This is a genomic window from Pseudomonas poae RE*1-1-14 (genome assembly GCF_000336465.1).
Lineage (GTDB): Bacteria > Pseudomonadota > Gammaproteobacteria > Pseudomonadales > Pseudomonadaceae > Aquipseudomonas > Aquipseudomonas poae.
In genome coordinates, this window is sequence record NC_020209.1 from 1,375,965 (window position 1) to 1,397,372 (window position 21,408).

At 59.4% G+C, this 21,408-nt stretch carries 18 protein-coding genes and 1 pseudogene; 12 read left to right on the forward strand and 7 right to left on the reverse strand.

From position 1 onward, the window contains the following. The first annotated feature begins 135 nt into the window (after nt 1-135). From H045_RS06355 to H045_RS06365, 3 genes are all read left to right on the forward strand, one after another. Complete coding sequence (locus H045_RS06355) at nt 136-1,104, forward strand: hypothetical protein (protein ID WP_003232798.1); 969 nt, start codon at nt 136-138, stop codon at nt 1,102-1,104. Nucleotides 1,105-1,223: 119 nt separating this feature from the next. After that, nucleotides 1,224-1,844 carry a transglycosylase SLT domain-containing protein gene (locus H045_RS06360; protein ID WP_015371768.1) on the forward strand — a complete coding sequence of 207 codons (621 nt, stop codon included), beginning with the start codon at nt 1,224-1,226 and terminating at the stop codon, nt 1,842-1,844. A gap of 69 nt (nt 1,845-1,913) precedes the next feature. After that, nucleotides 1,914-2,258 carry an FKBP-type peptidyl-prolyl cis-trans isomerase gene (locus H045_RS06365; protein WP_003232796.1) on the forward strand — a complete coding sequence of 115 codons (345 nt, stop codon included), beginning with the start codon at nt 1,914-1,916 and terminating at the stop codon, nt 2,256-2,258. A 245-nt stretch (nt 2,259-2,503) separates the two neighbouring features. Here the strand turns inward: H045_RS06365 and H045_RS06370 are convergent, their stop codons facing one another. The 3 genes and pseudogenes from H045_RS06370 to H045_RS06380 form a co-directional block, all read right to left on the reverse strand. Further along, nucleotides 2,504-3,676 (reverse strand): hypothetical protein, encoded by a 1,173-nt coding sequence (locus H045_RS06370; RefSeq protein WP_015371769.1) that lies wholly within the window; start codon nt 3,674-3,676, stop codon nt 2,504-2,506. Nucleotides 3,677-3,690: 14 nt separating this feature from the next. Then, a pseudogene (locus H045_RS06375) lies at nt 3,691-4,578 on the reverse strand (nitrilase family protein). Nucleotides 4,579-4,693: 115 nt separating this feature from the next. Beyond that, a complete protein-coding gene (locus tag H045_RS06380; protein WP_015371770.1) occupies nt 4,694-6,643 on the reverse strand; it encodes a flavin monoamine oxidase family protein in 1,950 nt (649 codons plus the stop codon). Between the two features lie 768 nt (nt 6,644-7,411). On the opposite strand from H045_RS06380, the gene mgtA reads away from it, so the two are divergent. The 5 genes from mgtA to H045_RS06405 all read left to right on the forward strand — a co-directional run bounded on the left by mgtA (nt 7,412) and on the right by H045_RS06405 (nt 16,032). Then, nucleotides 7,412-10,117 carry a magnesium-translocating P-type ATPase gene (mgtA, locus tag H045_RS06385; protein ID WP_003232788.1) on the forward strand — a complete coding sequence of 902 codons (2,706 nt, stop codon included), beginning with the start codon at nt 7,412-7,414 and terminating at the stop codon, nt 10,115-10,117. Nucleotides 10,118-10,210: 93 nt separating this feature from the next. Further along, nucleotides 10,211-10,927, forward strand: a complete 717-nt coding sequence (locus tag H045_RS06390) for an MgtC/SapB family protein (protein ID WP_015371771.1) — start codon at nt 10,211-10,213, stop codon at nt 10,925-10,927. Nucleotides 10,928-11,224: 297 nt separating this feature from the next. Further along, nucleotides 11,225-11,851 carry a response regulator transcription factor gene (locus tag H045_RS06395; RefSeq protein ID WP_003232786.1) on the forward strand — a complete coding sequence of 209 codons (627 nt, stop codon included), beginning with the start codon at nt 11,225-11,227 and terminating at the stop codon, nt 11,849-11,851. A gap of 36 nt (nt 11,852-11,887) precedes the next feature. Further along, complete coding sequence (locus H045_RS06400; RefSeq protein WP_015371772.1) at nt 11,888-15,481, forward strand: transporter substrate-binding domain-containing protein; 3,594 nt, start codon at nt 11,888-11,890, stop codon at nt 15,479-15,481. 134 nt (nt 15,482-15,615) lie between these two features. Next, nucleotides 15,616-16,032, forward strand: coding sequence for an ANTAR domain-containing protein (locus H045_RS06405; RefSeq protein ID WP_003232784.1), 417 nt, complete (start codon nt 15,616-15,618; stop codon nt 16,030-16,032). A gap of 2 nt (nt 16,033-16,034) precedes the next feature. On the opposite strand, the gene dkgB is transcribed toward H045_RS06405, so the two are convergent. The 3 genes from dkgB to H045_RS25610 form a co-directional block, all read right to left on the reverse strand. Next, entirely contained in the window at nt 16,035-16,853 is an 819-nt protein-coding gene (gene dkgB, locus H045_RS06410; protein WP_015371773.1) for a 2,5-didehydrogluconate reductase DkgB, read from the reverse strand. A 167-nt stretch (nt 16,854-17,020) separates the two neighbouring features. Then, entirely contained in the window at nt 17,021-18,100 is a 1,080-nt protein-coding gene (locus tag H045_RS06415) for a 3-deoxy-7-phosphoheptulonate synthase (RefSeq protein ID WP_015371774.1), read from the reverse strand. A gap of 331 nt (nt 18,101-18,431) precedes the next feature. Further along, nucleotides 18,432-18,566, reverse strand: a complete 135-nt coding sequence (locus H045_RS25610) for a hypothetical protein (RefSeq protein WP_256094246.1) — start codon at nt 18,564-18,566, stop codon at nt 18,432-18,434. 145 nt (nt 18,567-18,711) lie between these two features. On the opposite strand from H045_RS25610, the gene H045_RS06420 reads away from it, so the two are divergent. After that, entirely contained in the window at nt 18,712-19,461 is a 750-nt protein-coding gene (locus H045_RS06420) for a carbon-nitrogen hydrolase family protein (RefSeq protein ID WP_041931449.1), read from the forward strand. Then, nucleotides 19,462-19,893, forward strand: a complete 432-nt coding sequence (locus H045_RS06425) for a GNAT family N-acetyltransferase (RefSeq protein WP_003232779.1) — start codon at nt 19,462-19,464, stop codon at nt 19,891-19,893. 34 nt (nt 19,894-19,927) lie between these two features. Here the strand turns inward: H045_RS06425 and H045_RS06430 are convergent, their stop codons facing one another. Next, nucleotides 19,928-20,167 carry a DNA-binding protein gene (locus H045_RS06430; RefSeq protein ID WP_003232777.1) on the reverse strand — a complete coding sequence of 80 codons (240 nt, stop codon included), beginning with the start codon at nt 20,165-20,167 and terminating at the stop codon, nt 19,928-19,930. A gap of 83 nt (nt 20,168-20,250) precedes the next feature. Between H045_RS06430 and H045_RS06435 the strand changes: the two genes are divergently transcribed. Continuing rightward, nucleotides 20,251-20,616, forward strand: coding sequence for a helix-turn-helix domain-containing protein (locus tag H045_RS06435; protein WP_015371776.1), 366 nt, complete (start codon nt 20,251-20,253; stop codon nt 20,614-20,616). 149 nt (nt 20,617-20,765) lie between these two features. Then, complete coding sequence (gacA, locus tag H045_RS06440) at nt 20,766-21,407, forward strand: response regulator transcription factor GacA (RefSeq protein WP_003190387.1); 642 nt, start codon at nt 20,766-20,768, stop codon at nt 21,405-21,407. Nucleotide 21,408 lies beyond the last annotated feature (1 nt).

The following is a 21,408-nucleotide window of genomic DNA, read 5'->3' on the forward strand; positions in this document are numbered from 1 at the left end:
AAATCATCCCGTGCAGGTGCGAATGCACCAGTCAATCTAGTGCAGATGGGCCGGGACTGAACGTATGTCGTTTCGCCACACTCACAACATCAAGGCACATTGCCTTGCTCCTATAACCTGTGAAGGACCTCTTGTATGACCACTGTCTATGAAACCAACCGTTCGTTGTTTCGCGTGTCCTGGAGCTCGGTATTGGCCGGTAGTGCAATTGCACTGGTGACCTATCTGGTCTTGAGCGTGCTCGGCACCGCAATCGGCGCCAGCGCCGTCAACCCGATGGAAGCGGGTAATCCGCTGAGTGGTTTCGGCACCGGTGCCGGGATCTGGCTGTTTGTTTCGACGCTGGTGGCCATCGCTGTTGGCGCATTCGTGGCCGGGCGTACCGCGCCGGATCGCGGCGGTCTGCACGGCGTGCTGACCTGGACCCTCACCACCCTGTTCACCACCTGGTTGCTGGCAGGCCTGGCCTCGAGCGTGGTCGGCACCGCTGGCAATGTAGTGGGCAAAGGCCTGTCGGCTGCCGGTAGCGGTATCGCCGCCGCCGCACCGGGCATCGGTGACAGCATCAAGCAGCAACTGAACGAGCAAGGCATCCAACTGGACTGGAATAGCCTGCAGGGTCAACTCGATACCTTGCTCAAGCAAACCGGCAAGCCTGAGTTGGACCCGTCCAACGTCGAGCAGAAAACCGACCAGGCCGCCGCTGATGGCAAGCAGTCTGCAACCGATGCCGCGAACAATCCTGCCCAGGCAGGCGATGAGTTGAAGCAGTGGTTCGAACGCGTCAAAGCGTCGGGCGAACCTGCACTGAACGCTGCCGACAAGGAAGCACTGGTCAATATCGTTGCCGCGCGCACTGGCAAGAGCAAGGCAGAAGCCACCCAGATCGTCGACAACTATGCCCAGGCTTATCAGCAAGCCATGCAGAAGGTTGAGCAGTTGAAGCAGCAAGCCGAACAGAAAGCTCGCGAAGCCGGTGAAGTGGCCGCCAAGCAACTGTCGCGCGCTGCCTGGAGCACCTTGGCGATGCTGTTGCTGGGCGCTGCCTTGAGCTTCTTCGTGGGCCGTTTCGCGCTGACCAGCCGTCGCGTGCCACTGGCCTGATCCAGCCAGCGCCCGCTCCACGTTTGTGGCGCGGGCGCTGGAGGCGCGATGAGCAGTCGGCATTCGCGTCAATGAGTGCGTAAAATGGGCGCCTTTCGCATATCACGCAAAGGTGCCCCTTGAGCGCAGGCAAAGCTGCCGGACTGTTGGTCCTCACCTCCCTACTGGCCGCGTGCGGCACTTCACCGCCGCGCAGTCCCAACGACCTGTGTGCCATCTTTCGCGAAAAGGACGACTGGTACGACGCCGCCAAGGTCACGCAAAAGCGCTGGGGCGTGCCCATCGAAATACCGTTCGCCATCATGTATCAGGAGTCGGGCTTTCGCCACGACGCCAAGACCCCGCGTAAATACCTGCTGTGGATCATCCCCTGGGGCCGCGTCTCCACCGCGTCCGGCTACTCCCAGGCCAAGGATGAAGTGTGGAACGACTACCGCAAAAGCACCGGCCGCAGCGGCGCCGATCGTGAAGACTTCGACGATGCCATCGACTTCGTCGGCTGGTACATGGACAAGACCTACACCATCAATGGCGTCTACAAATACGACGCCTACGGCCAATACTTGAACTACCACGAAGGGTGGGGCGGCTACCGTCAGCGCACCTACGCGGGCAAGCCGTGGCTGCTGCCGGTGGCGGGCAAGGTGCAGGCGCGTTCGCAGATGTATGCGCGACAGTACGCCGGGTGCAAGGATGACCTGGGGCGGGGGTGGTGGAGCCGATTCTGGCGGTGGTTATAGGCGGATGGCTTGATCGTTCCCACGCCGGTGCTGGCGTACTCGTCACACGTATTCGTCAATGAGGACCCCATGAACAACGACCAATTGCAGATTACCGACACACGACCGGGCACCGGCAAAGCCGTGGTCAAGGGCGCGCTGATCACTACCCAATACACCGGCACCCTGGAAGACGGCACGGTGTTCGATTCGTCCTGGCAGCGGGGCAAGCCATTCCAGTGCGTCATCGGCACCGGGCGTGTGATCAAGGGCTGGGACCAGGGCCTGATGGGCATGCAGGTGGGCGGCGTGCGCACCTTGTTCGTGCCTGCGCATCTGGCGTATGGCGAACGGTCGATGGGCGCGCACATCAAGCCCAACAGCAACCTGCGCTTTGAGATCGAGTTGCTGGAAGTGTTGACGCGCGACGATTGAGGTCGGTTGGCTGTGACAGCGGTTGTGGCGAGCAGGCTTGTCCTGCGTTGGGCTGCGAAGCGCCCCCAATCCAGCAAAACGCGGTGTACCTGACACCGCTCAGCGCCTGGTTTTGGGGCTGCTGCGCAGCCCAACGCAGGACAAGCCTGCTCGCCACAGGGAATCTGCGCTTAACTGAACGGCATTGGGACAAGCCTGCTCGCCACAGAGGTCTGCGGTTGATGTCGGATTCGGTGGTGCTGTCTTTACATTTCGTTTAACCAGCCCACCAGCGGCACCACCAGGAGCGTACTCAGTGCCATTGAAATCACATTGCCAATATACGGATGAAAATGTGTCGGCAATCGCGCTGCAATTGCACAGGCCAATGGCGGTGCGATCAGCGCGCCCAACAGCGCGCTGGAGCCGATGACCATCCAGCTGCCGCCATGGGTCAACACGGCCGCGGGCACTACCGATACCAGTGGTACATAGGTGGGGAACCAGCCGCGCTTGATCCACTGCTGCCTCCAGATCAGCACGCCCAGCGACGATGTCAGGGCTTGCGCGCCAAGCAGTGGCAGAACCAGGCCCGAGCCATAGGCCGGGCTGACTGGGTTCAGTGCATAAGCCAGCAACACGCCCGCAATCAGCCCAAGGCTGGCCCACTCATTGCCGAAGAACGGCGCTTCGGAAAAATCCGCCAATACCCGACGCGCGCTCCAGACCACGCCGTAGGTGGGCGGTTTGGCAGGGGTTGGTCGGGTCGGCGCGAGGTAGTCCGAGCGCACCAGCGAGGGCAGGTGACGGCAAAGTACAAACGCCACCACACTGCCCAGCGCCATGCCCAGCACGTTGCCGATCACCGCGGGCAGGCCCAGCGGCACACACATGAAGTTCACGATCAACAGGCACATCGGCGTTACCAGTAATGCTCCCATTACCGCCCCATTGATCGTCACTTTCCAGCCGCCGCCAAACATCAGCACCATGGCGGCCGGTAATGAAACAAACGCTGCGAATGTCGGTTGCCACGTCTGCGCCGTGACGCTCCAGCCCCATAGAAGATTGCTCAGCAGCAGGCCGAGCAGTGAGCTGGTCACCAGCCAGGGCCATACTCCGCTGCCGTAGCAAATCGAAAAGCCTTGCCAGGCCTTATCGCGCGTACTTGCCCACCAGGCCAGGTACGCGCCGGCCAGCAGGCCAAGGGAGGCCAGCTCATGCTTGTAGAAGGCGACTTCACTGATATCTCCCAGCACCCAGCGTAGCCAGGCAATCGGGTGAGGAAGGCTTTGCGTCATATCGCTGTAGTCTGGCCACGAGCCGCCGTAGCGGATGGCGACCCATAGCACGAGCAATGCGCTGATGAAAAACAGGCTGAGCGCCACGGTATCGGCCCGTAAGCGAGCGGCCCTGGACTTGGTTGATAACGTCTCCATGCTGTGCCCTCCGATCAGCGTGGAAGGGCAGGGTGTTGGGCATACCCGAGCATCTGACCGTAGAGGTCGCAGCGTCGGTCGCGCTGCAGGTCATTGAGGCTGTTCCAGATCGGCGCACTGCGGGCGCTGGTGATATCGATGTCGGCAAACAGTATTTCCTGGCGATTGGCCGAGGCTATGGCACCGATCGGCCAGCCATTGGTGCCGGCAATCAGCGAGCAGCCGAGGTAACGGGCGTCCCGTTCTTCGCCAATGCGGCTGGCGGCCGCGATAAATACGTTATTGACATGGGCGGCTGTCATCGTCAGGTACGACGCCATGCATTTGCCCGCCTCATCGAACAGCGGCGGCGGGGTCCACACTCAGTTGTTCAGGCTGCAAATGATGTCGGCGCCTTGCTGGCTGAGAATACGCGGCACCTCGGGAAACCAGATATCCCAGCAGATCAGCAAGCCGATGCGTCCGATGGGCGTTTCAAATACGGGAAAGCCCGTATTGCCTGGGGTGAACCACAGCTTTTCCCTGTTCCATAAATGGGCTTTGCGGTATTTACCGATGAACCCATCCGGGCCAAGCAGCACCGCAGTATTGAACAGCTGCGTACCGTCTATTTCGCTCAATCCGGCGACCAGATACACCTGATATCGACTGGCAAAATCCATCCAGGCCTTGACACTGGCACCTTCCGGGACTGCCTCGGCGTGATCGAAGGCGTCCTGGCGGCTGGTGAAGAAATAGCCACAATTGGACAGCTCTGGCAGCACAATCAGATTGGCGCCACCATTGGCGGCTTCGGTGGCCAACGTCAGGGTCTGACGCAGGTTGTTGGCGTGGTTGGCGGTGCCGACCTGGGGGGCAAACTGGATCACTGCTACGCGGGCGGGGCTTGCTGCTTCGCTCATGGGTGTTGCCTCTTATTGTTATACAACCGGAATGGTTGGGCGTTTATAAGAGGCGACAATGTGTTTATATAAAAGTCAGACAATTCCTATCGAGTTGTGGCTCGTTTCTTTCGATTTAACGCTCAACCCGATACTCAGGATAATCCTGCAGGGTGAAGCCGCCGTTGAAGGACGCTTGGGTCTTTGCGCATAGGTTGATCACCGTGTCTATCGCCCCCCTGAAGCACGGCTCCGTCCAGCCAGCATCTACCGAAAACGACTCACCGCACAGGTAGAGCCCTGAAGCGTGCGAGTAATCCCTGTTGTATTTCATCAGGCTCACCGCATCGTAGTAAGTGCCCGCGCGATAAAGCTTTGCGCAGCCAAGTGAGTGCTTGTCGTTCATCCAGCGCTGAACGACAGCCTGTTCACGCGCTATATAAGGAGAAATTTTTTGTTTTATGTTGGTCGATTTCAGAAGGATTCTGTCCAGCTCATCTATGCACTTTTCAACCAGCTCTTCATCGCTGAAAAATAATAATTTCGTGGCGTCGTCTTCCCAGGTGTAGCTGAGTAAAATGCAATCATAAGTGTAGTTGTTGTTATAGCGGTAAGTGTATATATCGTGTATCAGGCTGTCGGTTACGATGGTTTGCGGGATAGTTGTATTCTGCGAAAGAAATGATTTTTTAAGCGGCGCATAAACCTTGCAGCTGGTTTCCCAGTGAGCCGTTTTGTAGGCTGATATTATTTCGAAGGGAAGCATTTTCTGATTGAAATTTTCAAGTGTTATTTGTGTTTCTATTAGCCAGGAGGGCAGTGTCATGACGGCGGAGTCAACGTCGATGAATTCTTTTTTCACCCTCTCTGGATCGGCGACGTTCCAATCGTAGTAAACCCGTATTTTTCCGCTGTTCAACTTTTTTAGTTTTGTCACTGAGCTGCTGGTCAGTAAGCCTTGCCGATGGTCGATCAAATGCTCGTACAGCGATTGCCGAGTCTCGCCAGGCTTTATGAACAGTAATGATTCTGCCAGGGCCCCAAGGCCGATATAGCTGGGTTTACTGAACGGCAGGCCTCTTGAATCGACGGTCTTCAAGGCATTCAAATAAGGGGAATCTTTCGCGGTGCCGTCCTCATTCACGCGACCATGGATCAGCTGTAGATGACTGCTGAAACCGAATATTGCGGTGCGAAGCGGGTAAAGCGAACAGACGTCGTAAAACGCTCCCCAGCTGCCATCACCAATACCGATGGCATAAAAAATTGCCGACTCCTGAGCGTTCATACCCATCCCGCCAAAGTTGCCGGGGTCACCTTGCCTCCATGTATCGATGGCGGGCATTTTCACCAAATCCCGGAATGAAATACCTTCATATTTTTTGACAATGGCAGCCCACATGTCATCCCAGCGTTCTGCGCCATAATGCTCGGACACTGTTAAGGTCATGCGCTCAGCAAACATTTTCCATTTTGCGAAAACCGTGCTTAAGGCTGTTCCAGGGGGCGGTGTTTTTCCATCGGTGTTCTTCCATATAAGGAGGGTTGGCTCGTCACACCCTTCAACGCTGCCTTCCCTGAGGTAGATGCCCGTTGATCGAACTGCCGGGCTGCCCGGATTTGGGAAGTCTGAATGCACTAATTCGAAGGCGTCAGCGTAATAGGCCATGAGCGAGCGACCCTTTTTAGGGGGGGCATCTGAGGTGTTGAAGAATGGCATTCTCATTGCCCCCATTTCAAACGGGGGACGGCCATAGGTGCGTGTGTTGTTTTTCCCAAAAGCGGTAAGGTGTCTGCCGCCGATGCGTTGGGATTTTTCAATCACAGTGATGTTCGTAAAACCGCATCGATGTAATTCTCGTGCGGTTGTCAGACCGGTGATGCCTGCACCGATGATGCAGATTTTATGTTGAGTGTCCGTTGCTTGAGCGACACCGTTTTCCTGCTCTACCAAGGCGCGATAGTCAAAGCACAAATCCGGCGGGCCCGGGAAGGTTGCTCGCCACTTATTATCTGCGGAGCGTTTTTTTCGATGGGACTGCGAGGCGATGTCTGCTGGGTAATTGAAGTTGGAGCCGATGGTCATTCTGATATTCCCTGTTCAGTAGTGAGTCGCTGCTGAAGGGTGAGGGCGGGCGCTGCTGGACGGGAATAAGCCGGGAATGATTGTTGGATAGGGAATGTCGTGTTCTCGCGTAGGTCTTGCCAATGCTCTTCAGTTAAGCGCGGATTCCCTGTGGCGAGCAGGCTTGCCCTGCGTTGGGCTGCGCAGCAGCCCCATAACCAGGCGCCAGCCGTATCAGGTACACCGCGTTTTGCTGGATTGGGGGCGCTTCGCACCCCAACGCGGGGCAAGCCCGCTCGCCACAGCGCCAGGTCGGGGAGTCAGCGAGGGCTTTCATTGATCAGGGGCTTGAAAATCGGTTCCTGAACCCATCCTGAAGAATCTTCGTATTCACCCATTCGACACTTTTCTGCGGTTTACTCTGCTGGCACCGGGGCGTAAGCTTCGCGCGTTTTCATCAATAGCGGAGACCCTAAGTGGGTACTTGTTCGAGTGACAGTTGTCGGCCGGTCTTGTTAACCGGCACGTACTTGGCAAGGTAACGCGCATTCTTTTTCGATGCCGTTGTCTCGCCAAAAAAGCGAGAAGCGGCATCCCGGTAGCGGCCAGTTCTGGTCGTGCCTCGATCCTCTCTCATCGACGCTGACCAGCCACCCATTACCGTGGGAGGCTACGGACGCGCCTGCCTGTTACGGCAGGCGGGCCACGTCTGTCTGTGCCTGTGATACGGGCGCGGTGCAGAGGGCAGTACCTGCACGACGGGTTTTTACCTCGCGCAGGAGTAACACCATGAAACTCACTCTGCTCAAAGAGTTCTTCGCAGGCTTTCTGCGGACCCGCCATATCGCCCGGCATTTTCGCCGCCTGGCCATGCTCGAAACCGTGACCGACGCCAGCGTCAGCCGTGAAGTCCCGCCGACCCTGGCGCAAACCCTGGTGGCCGCCGCCAACAGTGACGCCGCGCAATTGCTCGGCACGCTGGGCAGCCATGCCGAAGGCCTGAGCAGCCAGGACGCCGACGCTCTGCGCGTGCAATACGGCCTCAATGAAGTCGAGCATGAGCAGCCGCTGCCATGGTGGGTGCATCTGTGGCACTGCTACAAAAACCCGTTCAACCTGCTGCTGACCCTGCTGGCGGTGATCTCGTGGCTGACCGAGGACATGAAAGCCGCCACGGTGATCTTCTCCATGGTGGTGCTCTCGACCCTGCTGCGCTTCTGGCAGGAGGCCAAGTCGAACAAGGCCGCTGACGCGCTCAAGGCAATGGTGAGCAATACCGCGACTGTGCTGCGCCGAGACGCCCCCAAGCGTATTGAACTGCCGATCAAGCAACTGGTGCCGGGCGACCTTATCGTGCTGTCGGCCGGCGACATGATCCCGGCCGACTGCCGCGTGCTCACGGCCAAGGACCTGTTCGTCAGCCAGGCGGCGATGACCGGTGAATCGATGCCGGTGGAGAAGTTCGTGCAGCAGCAGGACGCCGCGACGCGCAATCCGCTGGACCTGGAAAACATCCTGTTCATGGGCACCAACGTGGTGTCCGGCGCCGCCACCGCTGTGATCCTGGCGACCGGCAACAGCACCTATTTTGGCGCGCTGGCCCAACGCGTGACGGCGACCGACCGTGCTACCACATCGTTCCAGCATGGCGTGAACAAGGTCAGCTGGCTGCTGATCCGCTTCATGTTCGTGATGGCGCCGGCGGTGCTGTTCATCAATGGTTTCACTAAGGGCGACTGGACCGAAGCGCTGTTGTTCGCGCTGTCGATTGCCGTGGGACTGACCCCGGAAATGCTGCCGATGATCGTCACCTCCACCCTGGCCAAAGGGGCGGTGTTTCTGTCGCGCAAGAAGGTCATCGTCAAGCGCCTGGATGCGATCCAGAACTTCGGCGCCATGGACGTGCTGTGCACCGACAAGACCGGCACGCTCACCCAGGACAAGATTTTCCTGGCGCGCCATGTTGATGTGTGGGGCCAGGATTCCGACGACGTACTGGAAATGGCCTACCTCAACAGCTACTACCAGACCGGCCTGAAAAACCTGCTGGACGTGGCGGTGCTGGAGCACGTCGACGTGCACCGCGAGTTGAACGTGGGCACGGCCTTCCACAAGGTCGATGAAATTCCGTTCGACTTCAATCGCCGGCGCATGTCGGTGGTGGTCGCCGAGCAAGGCTTGCCGCACCTGTTGATCTGCAAGGGCGCCGTGGAGGAGATCCTGTCGGTGTGCACCAGTGTGCGTCACGGTGAGGTTAACGAAGCGCTGACCGACGAGCTGCTGGCACGCATTCGGCAGGTGACTGCGGCATTCAACGAAGAAGGCCTGCGTGTGGTGGCGGTTGCCGCGCAACCGATGGCGTCGGGTCGCGATACCTACAGCCTGGCGGATGAAAGCAACCTGACCCTGATCGGTTATGTCGCGTTCCTCGATCCACCCAAGGAAAGCACAGCGCCTGCGCTGAAGGCGCTCAAGGCCCACGGCGTCGCGGTCAAAGTGCTCACCGGTGACAACGAATTGGTCACCGCCAAGATCTGCCGCGAAGTGGGCCTGGAACAGCAAGGCCTGCTGATGGGCAATGACATCGAAGACATGACCGACGCCGAGCTGGCCAAGGCGGTTGAAACCACCAATGTATTTGCCCGGCTCACACCCAGCCACAAGGAGCGCATCGTGCGCCTGCTCAAGGCCAACGGGCATGTGGTCGGGTTCATGGGCGACGGCATCAATGACGCGCCGGCGCTGCGTACCGCCGATATCGGGATTTCGGTGGACAGCGCGGTGGACATTGCCAAGGAAGCGGCCGACATCATTCTGCTGGAAAAGAGCCTGATGATCCTCGAGGAGGGCGTGCTCGAAGGCCGTCGTACCTTCGCCAACATGCTCAAGTACATCAAGATGACCGCCAGTTCCAACTTCGGCAACGTGTTCTCGGTGCTGGTGGCCAGCGCGTTTATCCCGTTCCTGCCGATGCTGCCCATGCACCTGCTGGTACAGAACCTGCTCTACGATATTTCGCAGATCGCAATTCCGTTCGATAACGTCGACGAGGAAATGCTCGCCAAACCGCAACGCTGGCAGCCGGGGGACGTGGGGCGTTTCATGCTGTTCTTCGGGCCGATCAGTTCGATCTTCGACATCACCACGTTCGCCCTCATGTGGTACGTGTTCGATGCCAACACACCGGATCACCAGACCCTGTTCCAGTCCGGCTGGTTCGTGGTGGGGTTGCTGACCCAGACGCTGATCGTGCACATGATCCGTACCCCGAAAATTCCGTTCCTGCAAAGCCGTGCGGCGATGCCGTTGATGGTGATGACCGTGGTGATCATGGCAGTGGGGATTTTCCTGCCGATGGGGCCGTTGGCACATTACTTCAAGCTGCAGGCGCTTCCGTCGCTGTACTTCGTGTTCCTGCCGGTGATTCTGCTGGCGTACATGGCGCTGACCCAGGCAGTGAAGGGCTATTACATCCGCAAGTTTGGCTGGCAGTAAGACTTTATTGGCAGCACTGCCTGCCCCTGTGGGAGTTCGTTCTCACCGGGGCAGGGCGGTTTCAATCTGTGGCTGCAGACAGGGAGATTTTTTATGCAGGCAATCCATAACATCAACCTCGACTCGCTGATCGATACCCTGGTCAGTCTGACGGCGGCGTTCATCTTCGGCGGCCTGATTGGCTTTGAACGCCAGTACCGCCAGCGTACGGCGGGCCTGCGTACCAATGTGCTGGTGGCGGTGGGTGCGGCGATTTTTGTCGACATGGCCAGCCGGCTTGGTGGTGCGCAGGCGGCGGTGCGCGTGGTTGCCTATGTGGTCTCGGGCATCGGCTTTCTCGGGGCCGGCGTGATCATGCGCGAAGAAGGCAATGTGCGCGGGCTCAACACGGCGGCCACGCTGTGGGGCTCGGCCGCGGTGGGCGCCTGTGCCGGCGCCGACCTGATCCTGGAAGCGCTGTTGGGAACCCTGTTCGTGCTGGCAGCCAATACCTTGCTGCGGCCGATCGTCAATAACATCAACCGCCAACCGTTGGATGTGGTGTCCGCCGAGGTGACCAATATCCTCTACGTGATCGCGCGACGCAGCCAGCAACAGGCGGTGATGGTGTTGCTGGAAGCCGAGCTGGCGCGCTGCAACTACCCGGCCAGTGACATCGATGTGCGGCCATTCGGCAGCGAGGAAGTGGAGATCGAGGCCACCCTGGCCGCGACCTCGGTGGACGGTGACGAGCTGGACGCGCTGGTGGCGCGTATTTCCGGCTCGACCCTGGTGGTGCAGGCGTTCTGGAGCCCGAGTACCACCGACTGACGGGGCGCGCGCAACGCGCGTTCAGATTGCCACCTCATCAGGCGTTGCGAGGATAAGTCCTACGCCTGGTCAGGAATATCCCTTCGATCCAGGCGTTATTACGTTGCTAAGGTTGCGCCCTCACTGCTATCCGGCAGCGAAGATTCGGCTGTGCATATCCGAAAATGCTTTCAATCGAAGGGACCAGGCTTGACCCCGTGTTGAGTATGCGCAGTGCCGCTGGTCGGGACTGTCATTTCTCACAGGTACCTGCGTCCCGTGTGATGTGTGAGTGTACTTGCGTCTCAGGGGAGTGTTATGAGTAAAGCGTTAATCGTTGATGATCACCCGTTTATCCGCCAAACCGTCCGGTTCCTGCTCAAGCAGGAAGGCTTTACCGAAATCGACGAGGCGGGCAATGGCGCGGACGCGGTACAAAAGGCTCGGGAAGGTCGTCCGGACTTGATGATCCTCGACCTGGCCATTCCGAAACTGGGTGGGCTGGAGGTGATCAGTCGGGTCAAGGCACTGGGCTTGCCGTGCAAGATGCTGGTATTGACCGCATCCCTTGCGGAGTTTTTTTCTGCCCGCTGCATGCGCGCCGGCGCCATGGGGTTTGTGGCCAAGACCGGTGAGTTGGACGAGCTGCAAAAGGCAATCAAGGCTGTGATGTCCAATTACAGCTGCTTTCCCAGCTTGTCGAGCAGTTCGGTACGGCGTGACGACTTGCAATCCACCGAGCTGCAACTGGTGGAGTCGCTGTCGGATCGCGAGCTGGAAGTTTTGCGCATGCTCGCGCTGGGGCTGGGCAACAACCAGATTGCCGAGCAGATGCTGTTGAGCCACAAGACTATCAGTACCTACAAAACGCGCCTCAAGGAGAAGCTGCGTATGTCATCGGTGGTGCACATTGCAAAATTCGCCCAGCGCAATCAACTGATTTGACTGCCCATGAGGTTCGTCAGGATTCGCCCCTTTATCATGACCCTGTTGGTGGGTTGGCCGCCAATAGCGGCGACGGCAGCTGACGAACCACCCCCCCTGCGCTTGTTGGCGCATTCCAGTTTTCATGGTCCATCCCCGGTATTGAAAGAATCTGACTGGCGCTGGCTGCGTGAGCGGCGCACGTTGCTGATGGGAATTTCCGCCCCCGATTACGCCCCGTTTGACCTGACAAACAACAACGGTGAGTTCCAGGGGATCACTGCTGATTTTGCGGCGCTGATCAGCCAGGCCCTGAACGTGACCATCGAGGTCCGATCCTACGAAACCCGCGATGAAGTGATTGAAGCCCTCAAGCAGGGCACCGTGGACTTCATTGGTTCCGCCAATGGCTATGAAGCTGCAGACCCGCAACTGGTGATGTCGCGCGCCTACGCCAACGACCAGCCGACCCTGGTCACCCGCACGGGTGAGAGCCAGGCGATGAGCAGCGATCTTGCGGGAAAGCGCGTGGCGATGCTTTATCACTACTTGCCTCCCGAGAGGGTGCGCGGTTTTTACCCCGATGCGCGGTTGGAGCTGTTTTCCTCGACGTTCGAGGCGATCGGCGCGGTGGCGTTCGGCCGCGCCGATGTGTACCTGGGGGATGCCATCAGCACCAATTACCTGATCAATCGCAACCACTTGAACAACGTGCGCATGGCGGACTTTTCCACCCTGGAAGTCAACCCGTTTGCCTTTGCTCTGACGCGGGACAACAAGCAGTTGCTGCCGATTATCAACGCAGCGCTGGCGGCGATACCGGCCAGTGAACAAATGGAGATCCTGCGCCGCTGGAGTGGCGGTAACCTGGGGATCGTCGGCGCCGAGCGATTGCAATTGAGTGCCAGTGAGCAGCGTTGGCTGGAGAAAAATCCACGGGTCAAGATCGCGGTGCCCGAGCAGTTCATGCCGCTGTCCCTGATCGATGATCAGGGACAGTTCGAAGGGTTGAGCGCCGAGTTGCTGTCCCGTATCAGCTTGCGCACCGGGCTGAAATTCGATGCGGTGCCGGGCCGCTCGATACCGCGCCAGATCGACCAGGTGAGCGCGGGCGGGGCGGACATGCTGGCGGTGGTGACGCCCAGTGTCGAGGGTGCCGAAAAGGTGCGTTTCACCCGGCCCTACCTGACCAACCCGCTGGTGCTGGTGACCCGTGGCGAAGAGCGCAGCCCGCTGACGTTGGAGGACATGGTGGGTAAACGGCTGGCGCTGATCGGCGGCAGTGGCCTGCACGATACGATTGCACAGAATTTCCCGGGGATTCGGTTCGTGGACGTCGAAAATCCGGAACAGGCGCTGGCGCTGGTGGCCAATGGCGGCGCAGAGGGCGCGGTCAACTCGCTGCTCAGTGCGCGCTTTATGATCGCCCGGTCTTACCGCGACAGTTTGCGCGTCACCAGCACAATCGGCTCGGACCCGGTGCGTATCGCCTTTGGGGTCAACCGCAGCCAGTTGGAGCTGTTTTCGATCCTCGATAAAGCGCTGCTGAGTATCACGCCGCAGGAAATGGATGAAATCATCAGCCACTGGCGCAACGAGGTCATCATCGAGGACAGTTACTGGCTGCGTCATCGCAATGTGATCATGCAGGGATTTGGCCTGGCCGCGCTGCTGCTGGTGATCACCCTGGGCTGGGCGATTTATCTGCGCAGCCTCATCCGCAAGCGTGTGCAGGCCGAGCGTGCCTTGAGCGACCAGATGCGCTTTATGAGCGTATTGATCGACGGCACGCCGCACCCGATTTACGTGCGTGATCGCCAGGGACGATTGATGGCGTGCAACAACGCGTACCTGGATGTGTTCGGCTTCAGGCTCGAAGAGGTGATCGGCAAGACCGCCGTGGAAACTGACACCGGCAACCCGCCTCAGGCGCAACTGTTCCATGAGGATTACATGCGCCTGATGGCCAGCGGCGTACCGCAGATTCAAGACAGAATCCTCAAGGTGCCGGGCGACAAGGTCCTGACCATTTACCAATGGATGCTGCCGTACCGCGATGGCGATGACAATGTGGTGGGCATGATTGCCGGCTGGGTGGATGTAAGCGAACGGCAGCGCTTGCTCGGTCAGTTGCAGGAGGCCAAGGAAGATGCGGACGCCGCCAACCGTGCCAAGACCACGTTTCTGGCGACCATGAGTCACGAGATTCGCACGCCCATGAACGCGGTGATTGGCATGATTGAGCTGGCCCTGGCGAACGCCGAGCAGGGCCGCCCCGACCGCGATGCCCTGCAGGTGGCGTCGGTGGCATCACGCGGCATGCTGGAGTTGATCGGCGATATTCTGGACATTGCGAGAATCGAGTCCGGGCATCTTTCGCTGGCGCAGGAGCCCGCCAACGTGCATGAACTGCTGCTGTCAGTGGCGCGGGTGTTCGAAGGGCTTGCGCGCTCCAAGGGGCTGGCGCTGCAGGTGGAATTGGATCCGTTGATGGATTGCCCGGTGCTGGTTGATCCGTTGCGCTTTAAACAGGTGGTCTCCAACCTGTTGAGCAACGCGATCAAGTTCACGTCTCAGGGCCTGGTGCGGTTGGGAGGAAGCGTTTCGCCGGCCTGCGATGCAGACCAACTGGAGTTCAAGTTGTGGGTCGAAGACGCCGGTATCGGTATCAGCGCAGAAGACCAGCAGCGGCTGTTCAACCCATTTATCCAAGGCAGCAACAGCGAGCAGTCGCCGCGCAGTGGGTCCGGGCTGGGGCTGGTGATCAGTCGCAACCTGTGTGAAATGATGGGGGGCAAACTGCACCTGAGCAGCGTGCTCGGCAAGGGCACGCGGGTGGACTTGCTCGTGACGCTGGCCCGTACCGCGATATCGCCCGCCGAGCACCCGGCGATGGTCGCGCGCGCGCAACCGTTTCGGGCATTGGACATTCTGGTGGTGGATGACTATCCGGCCAACCGCGCGCTGCTGGCGCGGCAATTGAGCTTTCTGGGGCATCGGATCAGCACTGCCGAGGAAGGCAACCAAGGGTTCGAGCTGTGGAAAGCCGCGCCCCCGGATGTGGTCATCACCGATTGCAACATGCCGCTCAAGAACGGTTACGCACTGGCGCGTGATATTCGTGCGTATGAACGCGAACACGGCCGGGCGCCATGCCTGCTGCTTGGGTTTACCGCCAATGCGCAACCTGAAGAAACCGAACGCTGTCGCCAGGCCGGCATGGACGGTTGCCTGTTCAAGCCGGCGGGCCTCGAAGACTTGCGGTCGGCGTTGGCCACGCTCACCGATCAACCGTCGGCTGCTGAACCGGACCTCGTGGTGGATCTGAGCGCTCTGGTCTCGCTGACCGGGGATGATCGCGCCGCGCTTCTGGAACTTCTGGCACCGTTGCTCGACAGCCTGCAGGCTGACCGCGCGCTGCTTTCGATGCTGCACACTGAGCGCGACTTTCACGCATTGCATGATCTGGCTCACCGCGTCAAAGGCGGCGCGCGCATGGTCAGGGCCCAGGTGCTGATCGCGCACTGCGACACGTTGGAGACGGCTTGCCTGAGCCAGGAGCGCAGCGCCCTGGATGCGGCCGTACAGGCGGTAGGCGTGGCGATTGACGATCTGTACCGAGGCTTGAGTGGTTATTGCAATCAGCCTTGACGGCGTTTGATGGCCATTCGGTAAGTTTGGGACAACTCCTACGCGAAGGGGGAACAAGCCTGATTTTGTCTGCGGGATATGTCTGGAAAATGGGCGCTGCTCACTGACGAGCTCCGCCTGCGCAGGTACCCGACATGCCGAATAAAGCACTGACCATCCTGATTGCCGATGAACAGCACCTGCAACGACTGCACATCGAGAAAATGCTCAATCAGTTGGGGTATCACCGCATCCTGCCGGTGCAAACCTTCGAAGAAGTCCAGATCCTGACGGCCATTCCGGCCGAGCCCTTCGATGTATTGATCATCAATGCAGGGCTGGCGGCCCAGGCGAGGGGGCCGCACCCCCAGGCCCGTCATGTGTTGGTGTACGACCATCTGGACGTGGCATCAGCCGCCGGCACCACGCCGACATTGCTGGTTCGTTTGCCGGGTGCGCCGGACACGGTCAATCTCGAACACTTCATGGACATCATTGACCCGCCCGGCGCCTCTCGGGGCCTGCGGGTGTTGCCGTGGCTGCGGGAGTTGTCCCGCAAGCCGGCTGCCTGAGTTCAGTCCCACTCGGGTGCGATGCTCTTGGGGCTGGTCAAGCGATGGCCCCGTTCCAGGTTGGCAATTTGCGCCATGTCGTCCGCGCTCAAGGTCAACTGCAGGGCTTTCAGGTTGCTCTCCAGGTTGGCGCGCTTGGTTGACGATGGAATCACCGCATGGCCCAGTTGCATGGCCCATGCCAAAGCGACCTGCGCCGGGGTGGCTTGATGGCGTTCGGCTATTTGCTCGAGTACCGGGTCCTTGAGCACTTCGCCATAGGCCAGGGTCATGTACGAGGTGATCTGGATATCGTTGGCGTGGGCGAATTCCACCACCTTGCGGTTTTGCAGGTAGGGGTGCAGCTCGATCTGGTTGGTGGCGATATTTTCCGCGCCCACGGCGGCAATCGCCTGTTTCATCAGGTCGACCGTGAAGTTGGAGATGCCGATCTGGCGCGTCAGGCCCAGGCGCTTGGCTTCCAGCAGCTGGCCCATGAACTCGGCGAAGGGCACCTGGTTTTCCGGTGACGGCCAGTGGATCAGCGTCAGGTCCAGGTAATCGGTTTTGAGTTTGCGCAGGCTTTCCTGCAGGCTGGGAATCAAGTGGCCCTGGGCGAAGTTGGACACCCAGATCTTGCTGGTGATGAACAGCTCGTCACGCGGCACGCCGCTGTCGGCAATGGCTTGGCCAACCTCGGCTTCATTCTCGTAGATCTGCGCGGTGTCGATGGCGCGGTAGCCCAGTTCCAGACCAGTGCTGACCGAGTCGATCACCACCTGGCCTTTCAAACGGAAGGTGCCGAGGCCGAAGGCAGGGACTTTTTGGGTAGGGAGGGACATTAGAGACTCCTGAACGGGTGTGGACAATGGAGTCGAGTATCCGCGCGTCGTTCCGTTGGAAAAACCGCCGATGCCGCAAAGGACTGTTGAGCGAGCGTCACGAATGGTGGGGCGGCTCGATCAACGGCAGGAGGGGCAAGCCCCTCCTGCACTTCGATCTTTGTCGATCAGGCGAGTGTGCGGGGTACCCGCAAGCGCTCGGCCGCATTGCGCAGCAACTGCTCGGTGGCGGTCCAGCCCAGGCAGCCGTCGGTGACCGAGACGCCGTATTTCATCGACGCGCTCAACGGCTGGCAGCCCTCGAACAAATGGCTTTCGAGCATCATGCCGATCAGCGACGTGTCGCCCTGCAAGCGTTGCTCCAGCACCTCGTTGAACACGGCCGGCTGACGCAGCGGGTCCTTGCCGCTGTTGGCATGGCTGCAATCGACCATGATCCGCGCGGCCACCTTGGCGTTGGCGAGGTCTCGCTTTACCTGTTGCACATTCTGCGCATCGTAGTTCGGCCCGCGGTGACCGCCGCGCAACACCAGATGGGTGTCGGGGTTGCCCGGCGTCTGGATGATCGCCGGGTGGCCCTGGCTGTCCACACCGAAGTGGCGATGAGGGTGGGCGGCTGAACGCATCGCGTCACAGGCAATGGCGACGCCGCCGTCGGTGCCATTCTTGAAACCCACGGGCATGCCCAGGCCGCTGGCCATTTCGCGATGGATCTGCGATTCGGTGGTGCGCGCTCCAATTGCGACCCAACTGAGCAGGTCATCGAAGTAGCCGGCCGCCATGGGCTGCAGTAGCTCGGTCGCGACCGGCAGGCCCAGGCGCAGCATCTCGCGCATCAGCTCGCGCGACAGCGTGAGGCCGGCCGCCATGTCATCGCTGCCGTCCAGATGCGGGTCATAGGCCAGGCCTTTCCAGCCGATGGTGGTGCGGGGTTTCTCGACGTAGGCGCGGATCACCAGCAGCATCTGATCGCTGACATCCAGCGCAAGCTTCTTCAGGTTGCGGGCGTATTCCATGGCCGATTCCGGATCGTGGATCGAACAAGGGCCGACAATCACCAGCAAGCGTGAGTCTTCGCCATTGAGGATGGCGCGCACGGCTTGGCGATGGGCGTGGATCTGTTCATTCAGGAACGGGCTGAGGGGCAACTGGTGCTTGAGCTCAAGTGCGCTGGGCAGGCGTCGGATCAGGGTTTCATTGGCGCAGGTCAAGGCGTGGAGGGGCAGGGCGGCGACGGAGGAGTTCATATTCAGGGCTTCCTGGGCAAGCGGCGGGCTATTCCCGCGCACTTGGCCTACTGGGGTGTTCGACAATTGGCCGGATTGGCTACGTGTGTGGATTTGCCACCAGCGGGTGACCGATCGGAGGCGGCAGGCTGTCCCGAGCGGAGCTGGCTAAATCGCCATGCAGTGCAAGTGTCGTAACGGTAATAAGTGGCGTGGTTCATGGCTTGATTCCTTGTGTGTGCTTGCAAAGTTGGTAAGGGCTGAAAAAACAAAACCCCCGGTCGGGGAGCCGACCGGGGGTTAGATTTCTCTGGCAGGCGACCCCTTGAACAGTGGGCGCCGATTTCAGGTATCAGGCGCGCCAGTGGCTGAACCAATACCCAAAATAAAAGCTGACCCGTGCGCTCAAACCGTTCACGCGGGCAGCCACGACCGAGCGCTGGGCGCTGGCGGCAGGGCAGACCTGAATGTGGGTGAGTGGCAGCATGGTTGCTCTCCAGAATGATGGTGCCGAGCTTACTAGAGGCGCCCCGACAGATTCAATCAGTAATTTCTATTGCCCGTAGGTACTTACGGCTATGGGGTGAGTGCCGATATGCTGGTCACCTGTTGATGATTGATCGGATGCGACCATGACTGTCCTTACTCTTGCTGCTGCTCAATTCATTTCCGTTGCTGGCGATGTGCCCGAGAATATCCAACGGCATGTGGCTTTCATGCGCGAGGCGGCTGAACAAGGCGTGCAATTGCTGGTATTTCCCGAACTGTCGTTGACCGGATATGAGCCTTCGTTGGCGGCCGGACTGGCAATTGCTCCGGAAGACGCATTGCTGTCACCGTTGCGCGAAATGGCGCGTGAACTTCAGATAACGGCGGTGGTGGGCATGCCGATTCGATTGACCCCGCATGGAGGTGTGTTGATCGGCGCGCTGGTGCTGGGCGCTGATGGGGGCCTTGCGCTCTACACCAAGCAGCACCTACACCCAGGCGAAGATGTGGCTTTTGTTGCAGGGCAGGGTGGTGCCGCTCTGGAACGGGGGAACGACCGAGTCGCGCTGGCGGTATGCGCAGACTTTTCCCACGCCAGTCATCCGCTTGCTGCAGCGCAGTCAGGCGCCAATGTATATGCCGCCAGTGTGCTGATCAGCGAAAGAGGGTACGCGGGTGACAGTGCTCTGCTTCAGGGCTATGCCCGCAAATACAAACTGCTGGTGTTGATGGCCAACCATGGCGGCCCTTCGGGTGGCTGGGCCTGTGCCGGGCGCAGCGCAGTCTGGATAGCGGATGGCAGCTTACTGGCGGCTGCGACTGGCATCGGCGAGGCACTGGTAATTGCCCATCGCGATGGCGCCCAGTGGACTGGCCGTGTGGTGGCGCTGTAAATGGCCTTTTATCTCCGAGCAGCCACGCAGCAGGATTTGGCCTTTGCCCGCACGCTGACCCACGAAGCCATGAGCGATTACTACCAGCAATACGGCTTGCTGTGGTCTGACAGAGGCTTCGATACGGCTTGGGCCGACCGGGAAAACTGGCTCATTTGCCGGGACGCCGATGTTCTGGGTTTTATCAGCCTGAGCCGCGATAGCCGAGCGCTCTATATCCGCGAGCTGCATATGACCGAGGGCTGTCGCGGGCTGGGTGCGGGAAGCTGGGTGCTGCAACAGATGGCGTTAAAAGCGCAGGCGTCAGGTCTGTTGCGGTTGACCGTGTTCAAGACCAACCCGGCGAGCAGGCTCTATCAGCGCATGGGCTTCAGCATTGTCGGTGAGGAGAATTGTTTCTGGCGAATGGAGCAGGTCTGCAGCGCAAGCTAACCATGCGTCAAATTCTAATAAGCGCATACTGGCCTCAGGAGCCGACTTCCTGATCTTCGTTCTGGCCATCAGCCTCAGCAAGGATGATCCCTTCCTTCATGCCCAAAAGGACCGCTACCTTATGGGCTTCTCCACGCCGCCCTTTTTTGCGCCCAGCGAGCACTTGATAGGTGGTTGCCGGGTCCACGCCATGTTCGCGGGCGAAGGCTTGCACAGACTTTCCTTGATGTTCCAGCCAGGCCTTGGCTTGTGCAGCAGTGCGGATTCCGGGCATAGTTTAAAACCGTTCAAGTTTGTTTAACGAAGAGATGAGTGTGTCACCTCTTGGGGTGTGCCAGATTAGGATAATACATCCAAATGAGTGGAATCGGTTCGCGTTTAAGGCAAGAAAGAGAGCGACTTGGCCTGTCGCAAAAAATTTTTGGTGAAATCGGCGGCGTGGAGGCCAATGCACAAGGCAAATATGAGAGTGGCGGTCGAGCACCCAAGGCCGACTATCTGTCTCGTGTGGCCGAAAAAGGCGTAGATGTGCTGTACGTGCTTACTGGCATCGCGACGCCGATTCAACTGGAAAACCTGAGTCACATTGAGGAAAAAGTGCTGGGCGACTACCGCGCGATGTTGAAGGAGGACCAGGATGCGATCCGCCGCCTCACGTCTACCCTGGCCGAGCACTCCATTGCAGTGAAAGGTAAATCCAGGCCGCCGATTCAGGATTCCTGACTGTTTACCCAGAAAATGCGCCGTTCGTCATGAGACGAACGGACCTGCTGCACCAAAAAATCATCTATGACACGAGCAACTAGGTCTGTGCCTTGGTTTTTTGCTAAGGTGTCCAGCAATGTATAAAGACCATTTCGCGAGGTGTCTGCTTGATTAGGGTGCTAGTAGTCGATGACCATGATCTCGTTCGTACAGGCATTACACGAATGCTGGCTGACATCGACGGCCTGCAAGTAGTTGGTCAGGCCGAGTCAGGAGAAGAATCCCTGATCAAGGCGCGGGAGTTGAAACCCGATGTGGTGTTGATGGACGTCAAGATGCCCGGAATCGGCGGGCTTGGCGCCACCACCAAACTGCTGCGCAGCCATCCGGACATCAAGGTCGTGGTGGTCACCGTGTGCGAGGAAGATCCGTTTCCCACCCGCCTGTTGCAGGCCGGTGCCGCCGGTTACCTGACCAAGGGCGCAGGCTTGGCTGAAATGGTACAGGCCATTCGCCTGGTCTTTGCCGGGCAACGCTATATCAGCCCGCAGATTGCCCAGCAGTTGGCCATCAAGTCTTTTCAGCCCACCAGTGATTCGCCCTTCGATGCGCTCTCGGAGCGGGAAATCCAGATTGCCCTGATGATCGTCGGCTGCCAGAAGGTACAGACGATTTCGGACAAGCTGTGCCTCTCACCCAAGACCGTCAACACCTACCGTTATCGCATTTTCGAGAAGCTCGCCATCAGCAGTGATGTTGAATTGACCCTGCTTGCGGTGCGTCACGGCATGGTGGACGCCAGCGCCTGAC

Coding starts and splice junctions, on each gene's coding strand:
- mgtA (WP_003232788.1), top strand. CDS start 7,412: ATGAAACTCACTCTGCTCAAAGAGTTCTTCGCAGGCTTTCTGCGGACC.
- dkgB (WP_015371773.1), bottom strand. CDS start 16,853: ATGTCCCTCCCTACCCAAAAAGTCCCTGCCTTCGGCCTCGGCACCTTC.
- H045_RS06390 (WP_015371771.1), top strand. CDS start 10,211: ATGCAGGCAATCCATAACATCAACCTCGACTCGCTGATCGATACCCTG.
- H045_RS06400 (WP_015371772.1), top strand. CDS start 11,888: ATGACCCTGTTGGTGGGTTGGCCGCCAATAGCGGCGACGGCAGCTGAC.
- H045_RS06420 (WP_041931449.1), top strand. CDS start 18,712: ATGACTGTCCTTACTCTTGCTGCTGCTCAATTCATTTCCGTTGCTGGC.
- H045_RS06365 (WP_003232796.1), top strand. CDS start 1,914: ATGAACAACGACCAATTGCAGATTACCGACACACGACCGGGCACCGGC.
- H045_RS06430 (WP_003232777.1), bottom strand. CDS start 20,167: ATGCCCGGAATCCGCACTGCTGCACAAGCCAAGGCCTGGCTGGAACAT.
- H045_RS06405 (WP_003232784.1), top strand. CDS start 15,616: ATGCCGAATAAAGCACTGACCATCCTGATTGCCGATGAACAGCACCTG.
- H045_RS06355 (WP_003232798.1), top strand. CDS start 136: ATGACCACTGTCTATGAAACCAACCGTTCGTTGTTTCGCGTGTCCTGG.
- H045_RS06380 (WP_015371770.1), bottom strand. CDS start 6,643: ATGACCATCGGCTCCAACTTCAATTACCCAGCAGACATCGCCTCGCAG.
- H045_RS06425 (WP_003232779.1), top strand. CDS start 19,462: ATGGCCTTTTATCTCCGAGCAGCCACGCAGCAGGATTTGGCCTTTGCC.
- H045_RS06415 (WP_015371774.1), bottom strand. CDS start 18,100: ATGAACTCCTCCGTCGCCGCCCTGCCCCTCCACGCCTTGACCTGCGCC.
- H045_RS25610 (WP_256094246.1), bottom strand. CDS start 18,566: ATGCTGCCACTCACCCACATTCAGGTCTGCCCTGCCGCCAGCGCCCAG.
- H045_RS06395 (WP_003232786.1), top strand. CDS start 11,225: ATGAGTAAAGCGTTAATCGTTGATGATCACCCGTTTATCCGCCAAACC.
- H045_RS06435 (WP_015371776.1), top strand. CDS start 20,251: ATGAGTGGAATCGGTTCGCGTTTAAGGCAAGAAAGAGAGCGACTTGGC.
- H045_RS06370 (WP_015371769.1), bottom strand. CDS start 3,676: ATGGAGACGTTATCAACCAAGTCCAGGGCCGCTCGCTTACGGGCCGAT.